A 22195-nucleotide genomic window follows, 5' to 3' on the forward strand; every position below is an offset into this window, starting at 1 on the left:
AATCATTAGTGTCGAAATGAATATAGCCAAAAAAAATGAAAAAGGGGGTTTTTTCATGGGTTTTGAACAGTATACATACATACGACCTAACTTAGACGAGGTTCGGGCAAAATTTAATGAAGCATTGGAGCGTTTCAAAAAAGCTGACTCAGTGGAAAAGCAGAGCGGGGCTATGAATGAAATCAATCAACTGAGAAATGACTTGGGAACGATGTTCAATCTTTGTAATATTCGCCACACCATTGATACGAATGATGAATTTTATAAAAATGAGCAGGATTACATGGATGAAATCCAGCCTGAGGTGGAAGGGTTGATCACTGAATATTATCAGGCTTTGGTTGATTCCAAATTCCGCCCGCAATTGGAAAATAAATGGGGCACTCAGCTTTTCGCCCTTGCTGAAAGTCAGCTAAAGACGTTTAAACCGGAAATTGTTCCTTTGCTGCAAAGGGAAAACCGATTATCGTCAGAATACACCAAGCTTGTTGCATCGGCGAAAATCGAATTTGAAGGGGAAGAGCGTACACTTGCGCAAATCGACCCGTTTATTGAATCGACAGACCGGGAGATGCGCAAACGCGCCAGCACGGCGAAATTTGGCTTCTTTGCAGAGCATGAAGCGGAGTTTGACCGGATTTATGATGAATTGGTAAAGGTGCGGACCGAGATTGCTCACGCCTTGGGTTATAAAAACTTTGTTGAGCTTGGTTATAACCGCATGATGAGAACCGATTACAACGCCGAGATGGTGGCTAATTTCCGTCAGCAGGTAAAGGACTTTATTGTTCCAATTGCCTCTAAGCTAAAAGAGCGGCAGCGGGAACGGCTTGGCCTCGATAAATTAAAATTCTATGATGAAGGCTTTGTGTTCGAGACCGGAAACGCTGTACCGAAGGGTAGTCCTGAATGGATCATTGAGAACGGACAAAGAATGTATCAGGATCTTTCAAAGGAAACCGGAGAATTTTTTACCTTTATGATGGAAAATAATCTGATGGACCTTGTTGCCAAGAAGGGGAAGGCAAGCGGGGGCTACTGTACATACATTGAAAATCATAAAGCGCCATTCATTTTCTCAAATTTCAATGGTACCTCTGGTGATATTGATGTCCTGACCCATGAGGCAGGCCATGCCTTCCAGGTTTATTCGAGCCGTCAGTTTGAAATTCCTGAATATAACTGGCCAACCTATGAGGCATGTGAAATTCATTCGATGAGTATGGAATTTTTCACCTGGCCGTGGATGGAGCTGTTCTTTAAAGAAGACACCGATAAATATAAGTTTTCTCATCTTAGTGATGCGCTCTTATTCCTTCCATACGGAGTTTCCGTTGATGAATTCCAACACTGGGTTTATGATAACCCAGAAGCCACGCCAACAGAGCGCAAGCAAAAATGGCGGGAAATTGAGAAAAAATATTTGCCGCATAAGAATTATGACGGCAATGAGTATCTGGAGAACGGCGGTTTCTGGCAGCGTCAGGGACATATTTATAATTCACCGTTCTATTATATTGACTATACGCTTGCACAAATTTGCGCCTTCCAATTCTGGAAGCGGTCAAGGGAGAATCATCCAGAGGCATGGGCAGACTATGTCAAGCTTTGTAAGCTTGGCGGTTCTATGTCATTTACTAAACTCGTAGAAGCAGCCAATTTAATATCACCATTTAAAACCGGCTGTGTAGAATCTGTTGTTGGTGAAATCGAGAATTGGCTGAATTCGGTTGATGATAACAAGCTATAAAAAAAGCGAAGCCGCAGGGCTTCGCTTTTTATTTTTGATCCACCACCATTTCAGTGACAACTTTGATTTGGCCATCTTCTAAAATAGCAGCAAGTTGTTTAGCATCTGGCTGGTCTAAAATAAAATCAGTTATTTTGTCCTCGAGCTGTTCCTGGATGGCGCGTCTTAATGGACGAGCACCAAATGCAGGATGGTAGCCAAGTTCTGCTAATTTTCCTTTCGCTTCTACTGAAATGGTTAGTTCAATGTTTTGTTCTTTTAATGTTTCTTGCAACTCAGCAGCCATTAGGTCGACAATCGATAAGATATGCTCTTTATCCAGTGGTTTAAATTCAATGATGCTGTCAAAACGATTTAAGAATTCCGGCTTGAAGAAGCTGCCAAGAGAGTCAAGGATGCTAGCTTCTTCCACAGCATTGGATGTTCCAAAGCCAACGTGAATGTTTTTGTGTCCAACGCCGGCATTACTTGTCATAATAATGACGGTGTCCTTAAAGCTTACCACTCTTCCTTGACTGTCAGTTAGACGTCCGTCCTCAAGAATTTGCAGGAACATGTGCATGACGTCGGGATGGGCCTTTTCTATTTCATCCAAGAGAATAATGCAATATGGGTTGCGGCGGACTTTTTCGGTTAATTGACCAGCCTCCTCATGGCCGACATAACCTGGAGGAGAACCAATTAATTTTGACACGCTGTGTTTTTCCATGTATTCGCTCATATCAAGTCGAATCATCGAATCCTTCGTGCCAAATAATTCTTCTGCAAGAGTCTTAGATAATTCTGTTTTACCAACACCTGTTGGACCGACAAATAAGAAGGACCCAATCGGACGATTTTTTGCTTTTAAACCGGCACGGCTGCGGCGAACAGCTTTTGCGACCTTCTGAACGGCTTGTTCCTGGCCAATCACCTTTTTATTCAAATTCTCTTCCAGAGATTTCATTTTAAGCTGCTCGTCTTCTTGAAGTTTCCCGACCGGAATCCCGGTTTTTTCTTCAATAATTTTTTGGATATCAGAAACTGTAACAACTGGTCGTTCCGTTTTTGAGGCACTATATAATGCCTTTTCAAGTTGAGCTTCTTCATCACGAAGCTTTGCTGCCAGTTCATAGTTTTCCTTTTTCAATGCTGTTACCTTTTCTGCGGCAATTTCCTTAAGACGGGCCTCAATTTGTTCATTATTCCGATAGTCTGAAGTTAGATTTAATTTTGAACCTGATTCATCTAGCAAATCAATCGCTTTATCAGGCAGGAAGCGGTCTTGAATATAGCGCTGCGATAAGGTCACACAAGCGCAGATGGCTTCGTCTGAATAATTGACCTCATGAAAGTCCTCATATTTTTTCTGAATCCCTTTAAGGATGGCAATGGCTGCATCTGTATCAGGCTCTTGAACCTGAATAGGCTGGAAGCGGCGTTCTAAGGCTGAATCCTTTTCAATTTGGCGGTATTCTTTTAATGTCGTAGCACCAATAACCTGAAGTTCACCGCGGGCAAGGGCCGGCTTTAAAATATTGCCGGCATCCATAGAGCCTTCAGCAGAGCCTGCACCAACAAGCAGATGGATTTCATCAATGAATAAAATGATGTTTTTCCGCTCCTGCAATTCAGCGATTAACTGCTTCATCCGCTCTTCAAATTGACCGCGGATCCCGGTATTGGCAACTAAAGAAGCTACATCCAATAAATAAACTTCTTTATTTTGCAGTTTGCCTGGTACATCGCCATCGGCAATCTTTAAGGCAAGCCCTTCCGCTATTGCCGTTTTACCAACACCAGGTTCACCAATTAACACAGGATTGTTTTTATTTCTTCTGTTTAATACCTCAATGACTCGTTTAATCTCGTGATTACGGCCAATAACCGGGTCAATCAAGCCGGCTTTAGCCATTTGTGTGAGGTTACGGCCAAATTGATCGATAAAGCCGCCGCGGCCGTTTTTATTCTCAACTGCCGGACTAAATTGACCATTTGGAATGTGGCCTTGGGAAAAGTTTTTGCTAGCAAAAAGCTCTTCAAATGGAAAACCGTTGAATAGGTTCTTATTCATTCCAAAGCCTGCACCTAATGCATTTTTCTCCTTTGTATAACATTCATGGCAAAGTTTCAAATCATGACGCTGCCCATTAACATTCATGTTTAATTGTACATTTGCTTGATTTTGATTACATTTTTGACAAAGCATGTAAACAACCTCCTTGTTATTAGCTTTTATCAATTTGACTTTGACTATATTTGACCTTATGACCATAGTATACTCTGACCTTTTTTGACTTTCAAGTCTTTCGCTTGGTGAAATTTTTTCCATGATAGGAAAATAAGCTTACGAGAAAAAGCTCGTCATTGTTTGTCCCTTTGGTCATATATTTGTGATAAGGGGGAGATGATGTGAAAAAAAGCTGGAATCAAGCTTTTCAAATAGCGGCAGTCTATGTGGGGACTGTTGTTGGAGCAGGATTCGCTACAGGAAAAGAAATCGTGGAATTTTTCTCACGGTTTGGTTTCTTTGGCTTTATAAGTATATTAATGAGCGGCTATCTTTTCGTTGTGATTGGTTCAAAACTGATGAGGATCGCTGCGCAAATTAATGCAAAATCGTACCAGGAATTTAATGATTTTTTATTTGGAAAATGGGCTGGAGGCATCATCAATTTTTTTATGCTATTTATGCTGCTTGGGGTAAGTGCCGTTATGCTGGCAGGAGCAGGAGCTGTTTTTGAAGAACAGCTTGGATTGCCCAAAAATGCGGGGGTGTTTATCACCATTTTTTTATCCTATTTGGTGATGCTTGTAGGTACTAAGGGGCTTTTTGCTGTCAATACCTTTGTAGTTCCCTTAATGATTGGGTTTAGTCTGATTTTAATGCTATTGTCTTTGCAAATGCCAAACTTTTTAGAGCAGTTTTTGTATATTCCTCATGCTTCTGATGGGTGGAAAAGCGTTATTGCACCATTTTCGTATGCTGCCTTGAATCTTGGACTTGCTCAAGCGGTACTAGTGCCGATTGCATCAGAAGTGAAGGACGATTGGACGATCAAATGGGGGGGAATTCTTGGTGGTGTGGCTTTGACGGTAATATTAATTGCCAGCCACTTTACATTAATCATGCTCCCAAACCTGGAATTATATGAAATTCCGATGGCCGTTATTATGAGAAATTTAGCCCCGTTTTTCTATTGGATTTTTGTTCTTATCATTTATGGAGAGATTTTCACTTCAGTTATTGGGAATGTGTTTGGTCTCGACCGGCAGTTAAAGCAATATATGCCTGTACCGACGCTGGTTTCTGTAACGGCTATTTTTACAGTATCTTACTTAATTAGCTTGGTGAATTATGGAACACTTTTGTCCTACCTATATCCGTTGTTCGGCTATATTTGCATGAGTTTTTTTATTCTCCTGTGGATGAAGCCATTTACACCCCCAGAAAGAAATTGAAAAGCAGCTGCTCAGGTCAGCTGCTTTTATGTTAGTGGCAGAAAAATGAACATCATCATGTCAAAAATGATATGAGAAACAATCACGAGGGGCATGCTTTTTTTCCAAAAGTATAAAAACCCCCAGACAAGACCGGAGACGAAGGCAGCGAACATTAGTAAAAAGGACCCCGAATAAATATGGACTGACCCATATAATAAAGAGCTAGCAATAATGGCGACGTATGGTTTGAGGTATTTTAACAGTCTTTTTTGGACAAACCCTCTCCAGAACATTTCTTCGCCAGGTGCTGCCACTAAAATTAAGGCTAAATAGTGCCAGAATAACGAAGGGGCAAACCATCGGTACAAACGTCTTACATCTTTTTTAAAGCCTGAATTGGCCATCTCGAACAGCTGATAGCCAATCCAAAACAGCAAATATAATAGCAAACCGGAAATGACACCTAAAAATAAATACTTGATAAAAGAGGCCTCATCTTCCACGTCCCCCTGAAACGTGGAAAAGGCGATTAGTATTAGGATGGAACCGGAAAAAATGTACCAAAATATCGCCTTATCATGAAAAGAAAAAAAGAGTAGGGCATGGGCGATAATCAATCCGGTAATTAGACGTATATCCAGGGTTCGTTTTAATTCCATAATAGGCTCCTTCGAAGATCATAACTCAATATGTAAAGGAAAAGATTTCAATATACATTTTATCCAATTACGCTGATAAGAATATCTTTAAATGAAAAAAATAATCGAGAAAGGAGTGAAGAGAATGAGTAAATCACAAAGTCAAAAGGAACGTGAATGGACGGTCAGAAAGCAGGATCAAAATCCTCATGGCAAAGTTAAATCGTTTAAAGAGCTTTCAAAGGAAACGGACCAAGGAAAATAAACGGTTTTCCGGTATAAAAAAGAAGAAAAGGCAGTGTGCATTCTGCCTTTTCAAATAATTAGTAAGCGGTTTCTTTAACAACCTTATAATTTTTATGATTAACAACTGTACGCTGATCTAATTCTAAATCACGATAATTATCCATATATGTTAAGTCAACTATTACAGAATTTTCATTCACCTTTTCAACAATCCCTTGTAGTCCGCCGCGAAATTCGATGATATTTCCTACCTCTGCTTTTTTCAAATTTCCTCTCTCCTTTATCTAGCAAACTTAAAAACTATTTAAATAACAGTTTGCACTATTTTTCCAAATTCGTAAAGGTGTTAATGTTACAATTTAGTTAATTTCTTATATGTTTTTGTAAAAAAATTCTGGAAATATAATTAGATTATGGTAACGTTTTCATATTTAGGGATGAAATTAGCTTTAAATTAGGTTTTTACGTTAAAATAAGGAAGTGGAAAGAGGTGCTGAAAAATGAGGGAAGAAACAGTTAACGATATCTTAAATCGTCTTATGAACGGAGAGCTTTCCGAATATTACGTTAACGTTGGGGAATTTATGGATTTCCGTCAGGTGCTGGTAAAAAGAAAAGATTTTAAACACTTCCGCGGCATTGCTCAGCGGAATGGAGATGTTCTCTACCAATATTTAAAAGAGCCGAGAAGTTAAAGGAACGAACCCTCGAAAAGAACAAAAAAATAGACATTTAAAACTAGTAGGTGAACTTAAATTACGATGAAACAAAGAATCTTGCCGGCTTCTGGAAACATGAAGGAATTTGAGTGGTTTTTACAAAGTCCGTACGAAATTGGGGTTTTTTTAGATATGCATATTGCCCAGCTGAAAAATATTAATCAAATGGCCAAGCAATCAGGGAAAAAAATGATCTACCATGTTGACTTAATTCATGGCATTAAAAATGATGAATATGCAACGGAGTATATTTGCCAGGAGTTCAAGCCGTACGGACTTATTTCCACAAAGGCTGGTGTGATCCAGAAAGCCAAGCAAAAGGGAGTCATTGCGGTGCAGAGAATTTTTTTAATTGACAGCCACGCCCTTGAAAAAAGCTATAAGCTAATCGAAAAAACCCAGCCGGATTATATTGAAGTACTTCCAGGGGCAATGCCGTGGATGATTAAAGAAGTGAAAGAACGCGTTAATATCCCGATTTTTGCGGGCGGACTAATTCGAACAGCAGATGAGATCGAAAATGCCCTAAATGCAGGCGCCACTGCAATAACAACCTCAAAAAGAGAACTCTGGAACCTATTTGAAAAAATAGGTTGACACCGTTTTCCTAACTTTATATACTCAATTTAACAAGTTAATATTTTGTGACGGAGATAAGGAGAAACACAGTTGGTCGTTTAATGCGGCTAGTTTGTGGTTCTCCTTTTTTGAATGTGAGGTGTAAGTATGGAAAAGTATATTTTATCGCTAGATCAAGGAACTACAAGTTCCCGTGCAATTCTTTTTAATCAAAGTGGCGAAATAGTCTATTCCGCCCAGAAGGAGTTTTCTCAGCATTTTCCAAAGCCGGGCTGGGTAGAGCACAATCCCAATGAAATATGGGGTTCTATTCTTGCTGTTATAGCTGCTGTCCTCTCGGAATCAGGAGTTAAACCCGAACAGGTTGCCGGAATCGGTATTACCAATCAGCGGGAAACAACTGTTGTCTGGGATAAAGAGACAGGAGTTCCTGTTTATAATGCTATCGTCTGGCAGTCAAGACAAACGAGCGAAATTTGTGAAGAGTTAAAAGAAAAAGGGTATCAGGAAACCTTCCGTAATAAAACAGGTTTGCTGATTGATGCCTATTTTTCAGGAACGAAAGTAAAATGGATTTTAGATAATGTTGAAGGAGCACGGGAAAAAGCGGAAGCAGGGAAATTGCTATTCGGGACAATTGACACTTGGCTGATTTGGAAATTGTCCGGCAGGCGGGCCCATGTGACGGATTATTCCAATGCTTCGCGTACCCTGCTGTTTAACATCTATGAGCTAAAATGGGATGATGAACTATTGGAAATTTTAAGTGTTCCAAAGTCCATGTTGCCCGAGGTTCGCCCATCATCTGAGGTTTATGCCAACACAATTGATTATCACTTTTTTGGCAAGGAAATACCGATAGCCGGTGTCGCAGGCGATCAGCAGGCAGCCTTGTTTGGCCAGGCATGCTTTGAAAAAGGGATGGCCAAAAACACGTATGGCACAGGCTGCTTTATGTTAATGAATACTGGGGAAAAGGCTGTCCGTTCAGACCATGGTCTGCTGACAACGATCGCTTGGGGATTGAATGGCAAGGTTGAATATGCGCTCGAAGGCAGTATCTTTGTTGCTGGGTCGGCGATCCAATGGCTGCGCGATGGGTTGAGGATGTTCAAGGATGCAAAGGATAGCGAGGTTTATGCCGAAAAGGTGGAATCGACTGAAGGTGTATATATTGTACCGGCGTTTGTTGGATTAGGAACACCATACTGGGATAGTGAAGTGCGTGGGGCCGTATTTGGCTTGACACGCGGTACAACAAAGGAACATTTTATTAGGGCGACACTTGAATCACTGGCGTACCAAACTAAAGATGTGTTATCTGCGATGGAAGCCGATTCAGGTATTGAACTGAAAACCTTGCGCGTTGACGGCGGTGCTGTAAAGAATAACCTCTTAATGAATTTCCAAAGCGATATCCTCAATGTGCCGGTTGAAAGACCAGTCATTAATGAAACGACCGCACTTGGAGCAGCCTATTTAGCAGGTCTTGCGGTTGGTTTCTGGAAAAGCCAAGAGGAAATTTCAAAACAATGGGCTATTGATCATCAATTCAATCCAACCATGTCAGAAGAAATCCGGACTGGATTGTATGCCGGCTGGAAAAAGGCAGTAAAAGCAGCGATGGTTTTTAAATAATTAATAACCATTTGAAGAAAATTATGGTATGATATGATCAAGTTAATAAATTGTCTGGAGAAATTGGAGAGACCACAAAACATTATCTAAAAATAGATAATGGCTTTTGTGGTCTCTTTTTATTTCCCCTTTAAAAAGTTTGCATATAATATAGCAATTACATTGGAGGAAATGACGATGAAATTTTCAAATTTAAATCGTATTGAAATTGCAACTAAACTAAAAAGTGAACGATTTGACATTTTAGTAATTGGCGGAGGCATTACAGGTGCCGGAATCGCATTAGACGCGGCAACTAGAGGGATGAGTACCGCCTTGGTTGAAATGCAGGATTTTGCGGCAGGAACCTCCAGCAGATCAACGAAGCTAGTCCATGGCGGGCTGCGTTATTTAAAACAATTTGAAGTGAAGATGGTGGCTGAAGTTGGAAAGGAAAGGGCCATTGTGTATGAAAATGGACCCCATGTGACAACACCTGAATGGATGCTCTTGCCAATGCATAAGGGTGGCACTTTTGGCCCGTTCAGCACTTCGATTGGACTTAGGGTATATGATTTTTTGGCAGGGGTGAAAAAATCCGAACGCCGCAGCATGTTATCAGCTGAACAAACGCTCGCTAAGGAGCCGCTGGTGAAAAAGGATGATTTAAAAGGCGGGGGCTATTATGTTGAATATCGTACTGATGATGCTAGACTGACCATTGAAGTGATGAAGGCCGCAGTTGAAAATGGAGCAATTGCCTGCAACTATACAAAGGTAACCAAGCTTATTTATGAAAATGGAAAAGTTGTCGGAGTAATTGTTGAGGATCAGATAACTAGTGACAAATACGAAATCAGGGCAAAAAAAATTGTTAATGCTGCCGGTCCTTGGGTTGATCATATCCGTGAAATGGACAAATCTAAAAAAGGAAAAACACTTCAGCTTTCAAAAGGGGTTCATCTAGTTATCGACCAATCCCGGTTCCCATTAAAGCAAGCAATATATTTTGATACACCAGACGGCCGAATGGTTTTCGCAATTCCGAGAGATGGGAAGGCTTATGTTGGTACGACCGATACTTTTTATAAGGAAGATGCAGTACATCCACAAATGACAAAATCAGACCGGACCTATATCATTAATGCAATTAATTATATGTTTCCAGACGTAAAGATTACGGAACAGGATATTGAATCCAGCTGGGCTGGTGTACGGCCGCTTATCTATGAGGAAGGAAAGGATCCTTCTGAAATTTCCCGGAAGGATGAAATCTGGGAGTCTAAGTCTGGTTTGATTACGATTGCCGGCGGCAAATTAACGGGGTATCGGAAAATGGCGGCTACAGTTGTTGATTTGCTAGTTGATAAATTTCAATTAGAAGAAGGGAGAACTCTTCCTTCATGCCAAACAAGAAACATGCCGATATCAGGAGGGAACGTAGGAGGTTCCGCCAATTTTAATTCCTATGTTTCAAAACAAGTTCAGCACGGGATAGAGGTAGGGCTGTCCAGCAAAGAAGCTGAAAAATTAGCGAGAATGTACGGTTCAAATATTGACACAGTCTTTAACCTATTAAGAAAGAATAAGGATGACGCAGTAAAATACCAACTGCCCTTGGATTTATTTGCAAAACTAATTTACGCAATTGAGCATGAAATGATTGCTGCACCAATCGACTTCTTAAATCGCCGCACAGGTGCAATATTATTTGATATACAAACAGTTCGGAAATATAAAAAACAAGTAATAAATTATATGTCTGACAAATTTGGCTGGTGTGACAAGGATAAGGCAAAATACTCTTTAGCGGTCGAAGAGGCTTTAGTGTCCGCGGTCATACCGGTCGATGAACCGATCAATTTTCCCCAAGCAGTAAGCGAGAATTAAATAATTAAGATTAAAAAACAAAAGCCGTCCGTTTGGACGGTTTTTAATGTTTTTGACGTTTTTGTGAACGTAAACACAAAATATTTGAATGAATTTAAAGAAAATGCTATTCTACCATTTGTACCATTATTATATAACCTTGATAGATAAATAATCATTACATGTTTGGATAACTTTCAGGGGAAAATAAATTTAAATTCTTTACTTTATTTCTTTAATGTCTTATTTGACTAAAGAAGGTATTTTGGCTATTTTATGAAAGTGAGCATTAATTTTTATTTATCTACATAAAAAAAGGAGTTTGATTGAAGATGGCAGAAAAACAATTTACAGTAACAGCAGATACAGGAATTCATGCTAGACCAGCAACACTTTTAGTCCAAACAGCTAGCAGATTTGATTCAGAAATCAATCTTGAACATAAAGGCAAGACAGTTAACTTAAAGTCGATTATGGGCGTTATGTCCCTCGGCATTGGCAAGGGAGCCGAAATCAAAATTACAGCAGAAGGCAGCGATGCAAACGACGCATTAAACAGCCTGGAAGAAACATTGAGAAAAGAAGGATTGGCTGAATAATGACTTTTTTAAATGGAATTGCTGCATCAAATGGTATCGCCATTGCTAAAGCATACCGCCTGGTTGAACCAGATTTATCTTTTGAACAGAAAAAAATTGAAGATACATCATCTGAAGTAGCACGTTTTCGTGATGCCATGGCAAAAGCGAAGTCTGAACTTGAAATCATTCGCGACCGAGCAAAGGTTGACCTTGGCCCTGATAAGGCAGCCATTTTTGAAGCGCATCTCCTTGTTTTAAGTGATCCAGAATTAAATAATCCGATTGAAGATAAGATCGGGTCCGAGAACGTAAATGCAGAAGCAGCCCTTAAAGAAACTGCAGATATGTTTGTAATGATGTTCGAACAAATGGATAATGAATACATGAAGGAGCGTGCTGCGGATATCCGCGACGTGACTAAGCGTGTACTAGCTCATTTGTTAGGCGTGCAGCTGCCAAATCCAAGCATGATTGCGGAAGAAGTCATTATCGTTTCAGAAGATCTGACACCTTCGGACACAGCACAATTAAACCGACAATTTGTAAAAGGGTTTACAACAAATATTGGAGGACGGACATCCCACTCCGCTATTATGGCGCGCTCACTGGAAATTCCAGCTGTGGTTGGAACTAAGACAGCTACCGAAGAAATTCAAAATGGCGATTTGGTCATTGTTGATGGGCTAAAGGGTGAAGTACATATTAACCCAACCCCTGAACTCGTGGAGCAGTACAAGAAAGTTTATGAAGACTTCGAAACGCAAAAAGCTGAATGGGCCAAGCTTGTCAACGAGCCTACTGTTTCCGCTGACGGGCATCACGTTGAACTGGCTGCGAACATCGGTACTCCAAAGGATTTAAAGGGAGTCAAAGAAAATGGCGGCGAGGGAGTTGGCCTCTATCGGACTGAATTCCTTTATATGGGCCGAGACCAGCTGCCAACAGAGGAAGAACAGTTCGAGGCATATAAGGCAGTCCTTGAAGGCATGGAAGGAAAGCCAGTTGTAGTTCGGACATTGGACATAGGCGGCGACAAAGAACTTCCATACTTGGAATTACCGAAAGAGATGAATCCATTCCTAGGCTTCCGAGCGATTCGTTTATGTCTGGAAGAGCAAGGGATTTTTCGGACACAGCTTAAGGCATTATTACGCGCAAGTGTATACGGAAACTTGAAAATTATGTTTCCGATGATTGCCACTCTAGATGAATTCAGGGCAGCAAAAGCCATTCTTGAAGAGGAAAAGCAAAAATTAATCTCAGGCGGGCAAAAAGTTGCTGAAAAAATTGAACTTGGTATCATGGTTGAAATTCCATCGACTGCGGTTCTAGCTGATCAATTCGCCAAAGAAGTAGATTTCTTCAGTATTGGTACTAATGATTTGATTCAATATACAATGGCAGCCGACCGCATGAATCAGCGTGTCTCCTATCTATACCAGCCATATAGCCCATCAATTTTACGATTAGTAAAAATGGTCATCGATGCTGCTCACGCAGAAGGTAAATGGGCAGGTATGTGCGGAGAAATGGCTGGCGACGAAACAGCGATTCCAATTCTGCTCGGTCTTGGACTAGATGAATTCTCGATGAGTGCAACGTCTATTCTTAAGGCACGCTCTTTAATAAAAAATCTTAAGAAGTCTGAAATGGAAGGACTTGCCCAGCAAGTCTTAAACATGCAAACAACAGACCAAGTAATAGAGGCAGTGAACGCTGCTATTAAATAATAAAAATACGTATATTTTTAAAAGGACTAGCTGAAAAATCGGCTAGTCTTTTTTTACTGTTTTTATTTTCAATTTATTATGTTCTTTCAAATTATTTTCAGTTATAATAATAGTCATAAAGACCTGAATAACACGACTATAGTAAGATGAAATTTCGCAGGTCTCCTAAGTAATACGAACTAAAGTTGGGCATCTTAAGCGTAAATCATTGTAGGGGTGGATTAATTATGGAGCAAAAACCAGTACATTACGATGGCAGTTTTCATCTTGACCAAGCTGAAAATGAAGCTGTTGTGAAGGAACCTTTTTTAATGACCGATGAAATGAGAAAGAATATAGGTAAAAATCCTTATTCGATGGAAGTTGATGAATAAAAATTACTAGTGGATTTGTCAAATATGGCAAATCCATTTTTTTATCCAAAGCAGAATATTTGATACATACAGGTTTTTATTTTAAAGTTTTCCTGAATTAAAATCATTTTAATCTGAGATATATTTTTTGGTTAAATAAGATGATATTGATTCACACTAAACATAACAAATCAACAAGAAAGGTGATAACATGGCACAGGTTTTATATATCACAGCACACCCTCATGATGAGACACAATCATACAGTATGGCAGTAGGAAAGGAATTTATCGATACGTACAAACAAGTTAATCCTAATGATGAGGTAATTCATCTGGATTTGTATACTGAACAGATCCCTCAGATTGATGTGGATGTGTTCAGTGGATGGGGGAAGCTTCGTTCCGGGCAATCCTTTGACGAGTTATCAGCAGACGAAAAAGCAAAGGTTGGCCGCTTGAATGAGTTAAGCGAACAATTTATTGCTGCGGATAAATATGTTTTTGTTACCCCTTTATGGAATTTCTCATTTCCTCCAGTAATGAAAGCATATCTTGATTCGGTTGCGGTTGCAGGCAAAACATTTAAATATACAGAGCAAGGGCCAATTGGTCTGTTAACTGACAAAAAAGCTTTGCATATCCAAGCTAGAGGCGGTTTTTATTCCTCAGGTCCTGCAGCAGAAATGGAAATGGGGCACCGTTATATTAGCGTGATGATGAGTTTCTTCGGTGTGCCTTCCTTCGAAGGACTGTTTATCGAGGGGCATAATGCAATGCCAGATAAAGCTCAGGAAATCAAGGAAAAAGCGATTGCCCGCGCACAGGATTTAGCTCATACATTTTAATAATTAAGTGTGGTAGAGGCTGTTTACTGCCTCTATTTTTATTTTTCTCCTTTATGTTTAACACCAAAAAATTTTGGCGATGGTGGAAGATATAAAGGAGTGGTCAAAATGAATAACCTCTTTAAGATTATTTTAGGCCTCTATATCATTTTCGGTTCTTTTTTATTAAGCGGATGTGGAATATTGACCTCCAATGAATTAATTGCGAACCGTTATGCGGATGCTCTGTTAACGAAAAATAACGAAATCCAATTTCGCTTTCGAATAAACAATGAAATTTTGGAGGGACACCAATTATATAAGGTGAAAGTAACCATCCACGATGACCGCTTGGCAGCTGCCATCGGCAGGCGGGAAATTGTCTATGGTGAGGAGCAGGTTCTTAATGGAGAATATATAGACGTTAAAGGGAAAAGGGAGAAATATATTTTTATGGACCCGATTCCGCTGCAAAAGGATTTGCATATACAAGAGCTTCAAAATATGATTGAACAGAATAACGCTGTCTCTATCGAAGTGTTCAATAACAAAAAGGTCTTTGGCAGAGCCTTTTTAACAAATTTTTCGTCTGAACTTTAAGACCGGGATAAAAAGTTTCGGTCTTTTTTATTACGATAATATTGGCGGAAAATGCTAAAATAAAAGCAAATAGACGAGAGGAGAGATTTTTTTGTTAACACCAGATAATACAGTCATCGGTTTTATTGGAATCGGTGTGATGGGTAAAAGTATGGCAGGTCATCTGCTCGCTGCCGGATTCCCTGTAATGGTTTATTCGAGAACAAAAGACAAAGCTGCAGGATTAATTGAAAAAGGAGCTTTATGGGCAGAAACCCCGAGGGCCGTTGCTGAAAAGGCAAACGTGGTCATTACGATGGTAGGGTACCCAAACGATGTTGAGGAGGTTTATTTGGGTGAAAACGGATTGATTCCAAATGGAATTCCGGGCAGCTATTATATTGATATGACGACTTCTTCACCTTCTCTGGCTGAAAAAATATACAATGAGGCTAAAAAAAGAGATATCCATGCGATTGATGCTCCTGTTTCCGGCGGCGATATCGGTGCTAGGGATGCAAAGCTCTCCATTATGATTGGCGGTGAATACAATGCCTTTGAAGCCGTTCACCCGCTATTAAAATTGTTGGGAACGAATATTGTTTACCAAGGACAGGCAGGAGCAGGACAGCATACCAAGATGTGCAACCAAATAGCGATTGCTTCTAATATGATAGGTGTCTGTGAAGCCATTATTTATGCAGAAAAGGCAGGACTTGATCCTGAAACTGTTTTAAAAAGTATTACAGCAGGTGCTGCTGGAAGCTGGTCATTGAGCAATCTGGCGCCGAGAATGTTAAAAGGGGACTTTGAGCCTGGATTTTACATAAAGCATTTTATTAAGGATATGAAAATAGCCTTGGATGAGGCTGAACGTATGGAAATGGAAGTGCCAGGATTGGCTTTGGCAAAATCCATGTATGATAAACTGGCTTCGCTGGGTGAAGAAAACAGCGGTACTCAAGCTTTATATAAGTACTGGAAAAAGTAGCGGACCGGCCACAAACTGCCAGGCATAAATACCTCCTGCCTACATGAAACTATTCTAGAAACTAAAATAGGAGGAATGTTTATGGCAAAGCGAACAAAGAAAAACGACCCGCAGCAAAAAAACAAAAAAGGTTTTGATTCTGCAGTATTAAATGAAGAATTTGCCCACGAAATGGGCTCTGCCGATACGAATAAAATTCATCATGATAAGGCAAAAAAGGTAAAAGCTGCGAAAAATAACGGAAAATATCAGGGTTGAATCCCTAAAAAAGTAAAAGAGGCTGATTGGCCTCTTTTACTTTTTTAGGTACTGTTCGATTCGATTTAGTCCTTCTTCAAGCGTGCCCATTGAGCAGGCAAAGGATAAACGGAAATATCCTTCTCCATATTCAGAAAAAGCACTGCCGGGTACTACTGCTACCTTAGCGTCATTCACAAGTTTAACCGCAAAATCAAAGCTATTCAAAGCAATCGTGCTTGGAATTTTTATAAAGAAGTAAAAGGCCCCGTCTGGCTTGACCACTTCAAAACCCATTGTCTCAAGGCGCTGATAGACATAATCACGACGCTTTTCATATTCCTTTTTCATGGAAAGGGCATCATCAATCCCTGCTGTAAGCGCCTCATATGCAGCTTTTTGAGCAATGGAATTTGCACAGGAAACATTATATTGATGAACCTTTAAGATATGCTTAGCAATACTTTCGGGAGCAAACAAAAAGCCGATTCGCCAGCCCGTCATTGAATGGGACTTGGATAATCCGTTAATGACGATTGTTTGTTCTTTAAGAAAGCTTGCGATTGAATAGTGCGTCTGGTTATAGGAAAGCTCGCTGTATATTTCGTCGGCAAGAACGAAAATATCCTTATCCCTTAAATAATCCGCTATTTCCCGTAGCTCTCCTTCGTTTAGACTTACTCCGGTAGGATTTGATGGATAAGGGAGGACGATGCAGCGAGTCTTTTCTGTTATGTATGGTTTTATCATATCCAGCGTGAAGCGAAACTGATTTTCGCGAATATCGCTATAGACCGGCTGTGCCCCCATCATTCGAATCACCGGTTCGTAACCTGGATATATTGGTCCGGGTAAAATAACCTCGGTGCCTTCCGTTAAGATGGTCCTTAAAGCAATATCAATTGCTTCACTAGCTCCCATTGTGACGATTACTTCCGATTCCGGCTGATAGTCCAAATGATACTTCTTCTTTACAAATTCACAAGCAGCCTTTCTTAATTCTATTGTGCCGGCATTATGTGTATAAGAGGTAAAATTATCAGTAATTGCTTCGATACCCGCCTTTTTTACATGCTCCGGGGTAGGAAAATCAGGCTGCCCGATTGTTAAGGAAATCACGTCCTCAATATGGGAAACCATATTGGAAAACCTTCGAATCCCTGAAATTTCAATGTTTTTTACACGTTCATTAAGTAAATGCTCCAAAATTGTCCGTCCTTCCCGAGATAAAATCAATAAAAGTTATTTTGCTTAATTATAGAATATTTACAAGAGGTGTTTCTACTATTTAGAACAAATGAAAAAGGCCGGAAAAGTCCGGCTTTTAAACCACTATGAATATCTTTCACCCAATTTTTTAAAGATCGGTTTTTGATAGGTCCGAGGCCTTTTTCTCGGGCTGCCTGGTGGAGGATCTAACTCAGTTATGCCTGTATAGGCCTGCAGCAGGGCTTTTGCTGCAGTAAGGGATAGTACTGCCTTTGGATTTCGGATATGTCCGTCCAATTTTCCTAAGTGAGGAAGATCCATAAAGTCACTCTTAGTAGGCGGAATGTGAAATAGGTAATTTCCGCATTCTACTAAAACATCGGATTGCTGCTGACTATTTCTGGGATGTTCGGAAAAGTGAAGTCCGACTTTTTTTGCTTTTCCTTCTTCAATCAATTTCTTTAATGATTCTTGTTTGAGTTTATACAAAAACTTGGGATTTGGCGCTGTCTTTGCATGCCGGTTCACGATAAAGACAGCTTGTGAGAGGTTTTCGATGGTTAGGTTTGCTTTTTTATGGGGGGATTTCTGGTCGGGATTCAAAATCATATCTCCTTTCTTTTTTAGACAATTTTATTATACCGTTTTTTTTAGGAAAATAGAAATACAATAAGTAAAAGAGGAAAAACTTTCGTAGAATAGTCATTATTTTCTATAAATTACTTCCAATCAAATTATTTCGTTGTAAAATAAATTTAGAAATATGGTATAGGCTAAGGAAAAAATTTTATTTTGTTCGTGAGGATGATGAAATGACCCAATTCAATCAGTTTTTTATAAGTGAAATTGAATCCAGGAAAGCCGGGCCTAAAATACAGGAAATCATCTTCGATATTATTTTTCAATATATACAGGATATGGTATTTGTTGTCAAAGTGGAAGAAGGCCCAAGCTTTCGATACCTGTTTATCAATGAGGCGGGAATGAGAAAGGCAAACTTAAATGTGGAGGCGATAGGGAGGTCTTTTCAGGATGTTCTGCCAGAGGCTTTTGCCAAATCGCTTCAGCGAATGTATGAGAAACTATTGAAAAAAAGGGAAATCATTACTTTTGACGATGTATTTTATGGAGATAACGGGAAAGAGGTTTACGGGGAATCCATCTTAACTCCAATCTATGATGAGGATAACGCCATCCGTTATATTGTTGCAGTTACAAGGGATATTACCGAATGGTCCCTTGAGAGAAAAAGAATCGCCGAAAGTGAGCAGCGTTATAGGTCTATAGTTGACCATAACTTGGATGCAATTATTATCATTAGCCCGGAAGGAAAAATAATCGAAGCAAACCCGGCGGCTGCTGTTTTGACGGGGTCATTGGAAAGGCATCTGTCAAATCGGTCGATTTATGATTTAATTGATGACCATGATTTGGAAAAGTTTAAAGGACTTATCGAAGAGACGTGTTCCGGTTTTTCTCTTGAGTCACTGGATTGTAAAATTTTGAACAAAAAAGGGAAACGGCTCATTGTACATATAAAAACAGTACCAATTGTCGTATACGGGGAAATAAACGGAGTCTACATAATTTTAAGGGATTTGTCAGAGCAGGCAAAAAACATGGAAATGATAAAATTCATGGCATTTCATGATCAATTGACAGGATTATATAACCGCCGGGCCCTGCTGGAACATTTAAATGAACGTATCCCGGCTGACCATCATCCGGCAGAAGAGTTCGCCCTAATCTCAATTGACTTGGATAGATTTAAATATTTGAACGATACGCTTGGACATTTGGCTGGTGATGAAATTTTAAAGCAGGTTTCCAACCGGTTATTACAATTCCAGAATGAATGCTGTTTTATTTACCGGGTTGGCGGGGATGAGTTTACTATTCTATTGCTTAACACAAATCGCTCCGGGGCTAATTTTTTTGTAGGAAAGCTGCTTACTTCTTTTTCTCGATCCTTTTATTTTAATTCCCATGAGTATTTTATCTCTCCAAGCATTGGAATCAGCATGTACCCGAATGATGGGAAGGATGCAGAAATGTTAATTAAGAATGCAGATGAGGCGCTTTTTCGCGTTAAGGAGAGAGGCCGGGCCCATTACCAATTTTATCGATCAGATATGAATTCGTTATTTACCAATATTGTAACTTTGGAAACTCATCTAAGAAGAGCGATAGATAGGGGCGAGCTTATATTGTATTATCAGCCCCAAATAGATGTCCGGACCGGGAAAGCTGCATCTTTTGAGGCGCTTCTGCGCTGGAAGAATACAGAATTCGGCTGGATTTCCCCAGGGGTTTTTATTCCAATCGCTGAAGATACAGGCCTTATTGTTTCCATAGGGAATTGGGTAATAGAAAATGCCTGTAAACAGATTAGAAACTGGAATGATAAAGGGATCATGGGCATACGGATTGCCATAAATATTTCACCGAAACAATTTCAACAGCCTAATTTGGTTTCTTTTATTCAATCGATGATTAATAAATATTCAATTCAGCCTACGTCATTAGAAATTGAAATTACTGAAGGCATCATGCGGGACATGAAGGAAACAATCCCCCTACTAAGAAAGCTAAAAGAATTGGGGCTATTAATTTCAGTTGATGATTTTGGAACAGAGTATTCATCGTTAAACTATTTGAAAAGGTTCCCGCTTGATTGTCTGAAAATCGACCAATCGTTCATCAAGGAAATATTAGACGATGATAAGGATGCGGCAATCACATCGACCATTATCCACCTTGGCAGGAGCCTTGGCCTTGAAGTGATTGCCGAGGGCGTGGAGAGGAAAGAACAGGCTGAATTTTTGATTCAGGCGGGTTGCCACAAAATTCAAGGCTTTTATTATTCAGAGCCTATCCCGCCAACCTTGCTGGAAGAGCGTTTTTTAATTTTTTAAAGTAAACACTGTAAGCTCTGGCTTAGCCATAAATCGGAAAGGCAGGCGTGTCGTGCCGATTCCCCTATTTACATAAAGATTTAGCTCATGGCCACCGCGGACAATGTAATGACCTTCCTGATAAATCTTCGCAAAAGGCGGAATAACAAGAGCGCCGATAAACGGAAGTTTAACTTGACCGCCGTGACTGTGTCCGCTTAGCTGCCAGTCGATCGGGTATGAACTTGCCGTATCGGCCATATCTGGTGCGTGTGATAATAATATTTTAAAACAATTAACTGGCACATTTTTTATCGCTGTCGTTATATCAGGTCTGCCTAACATGCGATCATCAATCCCGAGTAGGCTGATAAAACTGTTATCCGCTAAGGTAACTGAAACTGCCGAATTTAACAGGATAGTAAAACCCGCTGTGTTCATAATTTCCCGATATATTTCTGAGCCATAACCGCCATGATCATGGTTCCCATATATACAATACTTTCCTAATGGCGCATGCAATTTCTTTAGAATTGGTGCGAGCTGATTCGTTTCCAAATATTTATTTGGCTCGTCCATTAAATCGCCCGTAAAAACAATAATGTCCGGCTGGAGGTCGTTGATGGTATCAACTAAACCTGTAAACTTATCCAAGGTATATTGAAAACCAAGATGGGTGTCGCTGAATTGGACTATTTTTTTTCCATTAAAGCTGCTGGGAATTCGTTCATGGATGATTTCCAATTGTTTAATTTCAAGAAGAGATGGTTCAATTCGATTTGCATAATAATATCCCCCTGCCCCCATTCCAAGGACTGTTAGCAGGGAACCAAATGTTCTTTTAATAAACGTCCTCCGAGTTAAATTTTGAAACATTTTTATTACCAGCCTATTTTTTTATTAGAGTCCCTTATGTATTTTCAGAAAAAATAAAGCTTATTGCAAGAATAAAGGCTCATGTTAGTGTTTATTCTGAAAAATCATAAAAGATACCAATAAAAAGCAGCCTGTTGGCTGCTCTTTGTCGTTTATTTGTAGCTGACTGCACGATTTTCTAAGGCATTCCATGAAGCGATAAATTGATCTTTGTTTACTTTGACTTGTTTTTTTCCTGAAAGTGGATCGTTCAGATATACATGACCCTCGTCATAGCCGACGAGCAAGACGACGTGTAAATCAAGCGGTGTTTTTATAGGTTCTTTTCCATGATTCCATGCTTCCCACCGATCTGGGAGCCGGTAATCACCAGTTGTCCAGATCACGACAGGAAACCCACTTGAAACATGTTCCAATATTTTTTCGAATGGCTTCTTGGTCAAATTAACGGCTCTCCCCGTCAGCTTTTGATTTATTAAATCAATCATTGGCTGCTCAAAAGCAGCATACCCCGGTTGTTTGCCGGTCATATCACCAACAAATCCGTGATCGGGATTCCCCCAGTGCAAGAAATCACCTTTTGGTGATTTTATGAGCGGATCGGGGTCTTTTTTTATCAGCCGGTACAACTCCATTTTGTTTGTTTGAATCCCGGCGTAGTTTAGCATCATTGCAAGGCTGGTCACTTCACATCCGTTTCTAAGCTCAGGAGTTTGCCTGATTATGATAACATCCAATAAAGTGGAGTCCTTCTTTACAAAGGGCTTTGCTGTTTCCTCTTCTTGGCTTATATTTATGATCTGACTGTTTAGGTCATTTAAATTATAGGAGCGATTATCTTCTTTTGTAGAAGCAACGTTCTTGGGTTTTTCATCCTCAATGATCGGAGGCTCTTGCTTAATATTGTTTTGCTTAGAACTCACTTCGTAATTTTCATCAACATGGCTGCATCCAAGCAATGGAAGGATTAAAGCGAACAGACTTAGCTTTTTCACATCCTTACCTCCTCTTTTGAAGAGCTAAGATTATTGTTTGATTGTTTCTTTAGCGTTATAATGGTATCCTTTTGGCAAAGAAC

General features: G+C 39.8%; 22 protein-coding genes. 15 read left to right on the top strand and 7 right to left on the bottom strand.

Annotation, left to right across the window (positions count from 1 at the left end):
- The first annotated feature begins 55 nt into the window (after positions 1-55).
- Complete coding sequence (locus ACNQGS_RS15980) at positions 56-1750, top strand: M3 family oligoendopeptidase (protein WP_491488170.1); 1695 nt, start codon at positions 56-58, stop codon at positions 1748-1750.
- Positions 1751-1778: 28 nt separating this feature from the next.
- On the opposite strand, the gene ACNQGS_RS15985 is transcribed toward ACNQGS_RS15980, so the two are convergent.
- Positions 1779-3938, bottom strand: coding sequence for an ATP-dependent Clp protease ATP-binding subunit (locus ACNQGS_RS15985; protein WP_491488171.1), 2160 nt, complete (start codon positions 3936-3938; stop codon positions 1779-1781).
- 203 nt (positions 3939-4141) lie between these two features.
- Between ACNQGS_RS15985 and ACNQGS_RS15990 the strand changes: the two genes are divergently transcribed.
- On the top strand, positions 4142-5191 hold the full coding sequence (locus ACNQGS_RS15990) for a YkvI family membrane protein (RefSeq protein WP_491488172.1): 1050 nt from the start codon (positions 4142-4144) through the stop codon (positions 5189-5191).
- Positions 5192-5217: 26 nt separating this feature from the next.
- Here the strand turns inward: ACNQGS_RS15990 and ACNQGS_RS15995 are convergent, their stop codons facing one another.
- A complete protein-coding gene (locus ACNQGS_RS15995) occupies positions 5218-5832 on the bottom strand; it encodes a CPBP family intramembrane glutamic endopeptidase (protein ID WP_491488173.1) in 615 nt (204 codons plus the stop codon).
- Positions 5833-5956: 124 nt separating this feature from the next.
- Here ACNQGS_RS15995 and ACNQGS_RS16000 point away from each other — a divergent pair, with 124 nt between their 5' ends.
- Positions 5957-6076, top strand: a complete 120-nt coding sequence (locus ACNQGS_RS16000) for a DUF6254 family protein (protein ID WP_241113792.1) — start codon at positions 5957-5959, stop codon at positions 6074-6076.
- 58 nt (positions 6077-6134) lie between these two features.
- Here ACNQGS_RS16000 and ACNQGS_RS16005 read toward each other — a convergent pair whose 3' ends face one another.
- Positions 6135-6323, bottom strand: a complete 189-nt coding sequence (locus ACNQGS_RS16005; protein WP_423801568.1) for a YkvS family protein — start codon at positions 6321-6323, stop codon at positions 6135-6137.
- Between the two features lie 234 nt (positions 6324-6557).
- Between ACNQGS_RS16005 and ykzS the strand changes: the two genes are divergently transcribed.
- The 11 genes from ykzS (at position 6558) to ACNQGS_RS16060 (ending at position 16159) form a co-directional block, all read left to right on the top strand.
- The gene (ykzS, locus tag ACNQGS_RS16010; RefSeq protein ID WP_213140920.1) at positions 6558-6752 is read left to right on the top strand and encodes a protein YkzS; all 195 of its coding nucleotides are present in this window, start codon (positions 6558-6560) and stop codon (positions 6750-6752) included.
- 66 nt (positions 6753-6818) lie between these two features.
- Positions 6819-7373 carry a glycerol-3-phosphate responsive antiterminator gene (locus ACNQGS_RS16015; protein WP_491488175.1) on the top strand — a complete coding sequence of 185 codons (555 nt, stop codon included), beginning with the start codon at positions 6819-6821 and terminating at the stop codon, positions 7371-7373.
- A gap of 129 nt (positions 7374-7502) precedes the next feature.
- Positions 7503-8993, top strand: coding sequence for a glycerol kinase GlpK (gene glpK, locus ACNQGS_RS16020; protein ID WP_491488176.1), 1491 nt, complete (start codon positions 7503-7505; stop codon positions 8991-8993).
- A gap of 177 nt (positions 8994-9170) precedes the next feature.
- Positions 9171-10862 (top strand): glycerol-3-phosphate dehydrogenase/oxidase, encoded by a 1692-nt coding sequence (locus ACNQGS_RS16025; protein WP_491488177.1) that lies wholly within the window; start codon positions 9171-9173, stop codon positions 10860-10862.
- Positions 10863-11173: 311 nt separating this feature from the next.
- Entirely contained in the window at positions 11174-11440 is a 267-nt protein-coding gene (locus ACNQGS_RS16030) for a phosphocarrier protein HPr (RefSeq protein WP_213116509.1), read from the top strand.
- On the top strand, positions 11440-13152 hold the full coding sequence (ptsP, locus tag ACNQGS_RS16035) for a phosphoenolpyruvate--protein phosphotransferase (RefSeq protein ID WP_491488178.1): 1713 nt from the start codon (positions 11440-11442) through the stop codon (positions 13150-13152). The genes ACNQGS_RS16030 and ptsP overlap by 1 nt, the downstream gene beginning before the upstream one ends.
- 227 nt (positions 13153-13379) lie before the next feature.
- Complete coding sequence (locus ACNQGS_RS16040; RefSeq protein WP_491488179.1) at positions 13380-13526, top strand: hypothetical protein; 147 nt, start codon at positions 13380-13382, stop codon at positions 13524-13526.
- Positions 13527-13716: 190 nt separating this feature from the next.
- Positions 13717-14352, top strand: a complete 636-nt coding sequence (locus tag ACNQGS_RS16045) for an FMN-dependent NADH-azoreductase (RefSeq protein ID WP_491488180.1) — start codon at positions 13717-13719, stop codon at positions 14350-14352.
- Between the two features lie 108 nt (positions 14353-14460).
- Complete coding sequence (locus ACNQGS_RS16050) at positions 14461-14931, top strand: hypothetical protein (RefSeq protein WP_491488181.1); 471 nt, start codon at positions 14461-14463, stop codon at positions 14929-14931.
- Positions 14932-15022: 91 nt separating this feature from the next.
- Entirely contained in the window at positions 15023-15901 is an 879-nt protein-coding gene (locus ACNQGS_RS16055; protein ID WP_491488182.1) for an NAD(P)-dependent oxidoreductase, read from the top strand.
- An 81-nt stretch (positions 15902-15982) separates the two neighbouring features.
- Entirely contained in the window at positions 15983-16159 is a 177-nt protein-coding gene (locus tag ACNQGS_RS16060; protein ID WP_491488183.1) for a hypothetical protein, read from the top strand.
- Between the two features lie 36 nt (positions 16160-16195).
- Here ACNQGS_RS16060 and ACNQGS_RS16065 read toward each other — a convergent pair whose 3' ends face one another.
- The gene (locus tag ACNQGS_RS16065; RefSeq protein ID WP_491488184.1) at positions 16196-17344 is read right to left on the bottom strand and encodes an aminotransferase A; all 1149 of its coding nucleotides are present in this window, start codon (positions 17342-17344) and stop codon (positions 16196-16198) included.
- 126 nt (positions 17345-17470) lie between these two features.
- Positions 17471-17956, bottom strand: coding sequence for a YkyB family protein (locus ACNQGS_RS16070; RefSeq protein WP_491488185.1), 486 nt, complete (start codon positions 17954-17956; stop codon positions 17471-17473).
- Positions 17957-18159: 203 nt separating this feature from the next.
- Here ACNQGS_RS16070 and ACNQGS_RS16075 point away from each other — a divergent pair, with 203 nt between their 5' ends.
- Complete coding sequence (locus ACNQGS_RS16075; RefSeq protein WP_491488186.1) at positions 18160-20262, top strand: sensor domain-containing protein; 2103 nt, start codon at positions 18160-18162, stop codon at positions 20260-20262.
- Here the strand turns inward: ACNQGS_RS16075 and ACNQGS_RS16080 are convergent.
- Together ACNQGS_RS16080 and ACNQGS_RS16085 are read right to left on the bottom strand one after the other, a co-directional pair.
- The gene (locus ACNQGS_RS16080) at positions 20251-21117 is read right to left on the bottom strand and encodes a metallophosphoesterase (RefSeq protein WP_491488187.1); all 867 of its coding nucleotides are present in this window, start codon (positions 21115-21117) and stop codon (positions 20251-20253) included. The two genes, ACNQGS_RS16075 and ACNQGS_RS16080, sit on opposite strands and share 12 nt — an antisense overlap.
- Positions 21118-21269: 152 nt before the next feature.
- Positions 21270-22112 (bottom strand): C39 family peptidase, encoded by an 843-nt coding sequence (locus tag ACNQGS_RS16085; RefSeq protein ID WP_491488188.1) that lies wholly within the window; start codon positions 22110-22112, stop codon positions 21270-21272.
- Positions 22113-22195: the final 83 nt, after the last annotated feature.

The sequence above is a fragment of the Neobacillus sp. PVCKKU3 genome (assembly GCF_058323225.1).

Excerpts from the sequence above, each read along its gene's own strand:
- ACNQGS_RS15980 (WP_491488170.1), top strand. The coding sequence starts at position 56 with ATGGGTTTTGAACAGTATACATACATACGACCTAACTTAGACGAGGTT.
- ACNQGS_RS15985 (WP_491488171.1), bottom strand. The coding sequence starts at position 3,938 with ATGCTTTGTCAAAAATGTAATCAAAATCAAGCAAATGTACAATTAAAC.
- ACNQGS_RS15995 (WP_491488173.1), bottom strand. The coding sequence starts at position 5,832 with ATGGAATTAAAACGAACCCTGGATATACGTCTAATTACCGGATTGATT.
- ACNQGS_RS16000 (WP_241113792.1), top strand. The coding sequence starts at position 5,957 with ATGAGTAAATCACAAAGTCAAAAGGAACGTGAATGGACGGTCAGAAAG.
- ykzS (WP_213140920.1), top strand. The coding sequence starts at position 6,558 with ATGAGGGAAGAAACAGTTAACGATATCTTAAATCGTCTTATGAACGGA.
- ACNQGS_RS16015 (WP_491488175.1), top strand. The coding sequence starts at position 6,819 with ATGAAACAAAGAATCTTGCCGGCTTCTGGAAACATGAAGGAATTTGAG.
- glpK (WP_491488176.1), top strand. The coding sequence starts at position 7,503 with ATGGAAAAGTATATTTTATCGCTAGATCAAGGAACTACAAGTTCCCGT.
- ACNQGS_RS16025 (WP_491488177.1), top strand. The coding sequence starts at position 9,171 with ATGAAATTTTCAAATTTAAATCGTATTGAAATTGCAACTAAACTAAAA.
- ACNQGS_RS16030 (WP_213116509.1), top strand. The coding sequence starts at position 11,174 with ATGGCAGAAAAACAATTTACAGTAACAGCAGATACAGGAATTCATGCT.
- ptsP (WP_491488178.1), top strand. The coding sequence starts at position 11,440 with ATGACTTTTTTAAATGGAATTGCTGCATCAAATGGTATCGCCATTGCT.
- ACNQGS_RS16040 (WP_491488179.1), top strand. The coding sequence starts at position 13,380 with ATGGAGCAAAAACCAGTACATTACGATGGCAGTTTTCATCTTGACCAA.
- ACNQGS_RS16045 (WP_491488180.1), top strand. The coding sequence starts at position 13,717 with ATGGCACAGGTTTTATATATCACAGCACACCCTCATGATGAGACACAA.
- ACNQGS_RS16050 (WP_491488181.1), top strand. The coding sequence starts at position 14,461 with ATGAATAACCTCTTTAAGATTATTTTAGGCCTCTATATCATTTTCGGT.
- ACNQGS_RS16060 (WP_491488183.1), top strand. The coding sequence starts at position 15,983 with ATGGCAAAGCGAACAAAGAAAAACGACCCGCAGCAAAAAAACAAAAAA.
- ACNQGS_RS16070 (WP_491488185.1), bottom strand. The coding sequence starts at position 17,956 with ATGATTTTGAATCCCGACCAGAAATCCCCCCATAAAAAAGCAAACCTA.
- ACNQGS_RS16075 (WP_491488186.1), top strand. The coding sequence starts at position 18,160 with ATGACCCAATTCAATCAGTTTTTTATAAGTGAAATTGAATCCAGGAAA.
- ACNQGS_RS16080 (WP_491488187.1), bottom strand. The coding sequence starts at position 21,117 with ATGTTTCAAAATTTAACTCGGAGGACGTTTATTAAAAGAACATTTGGT.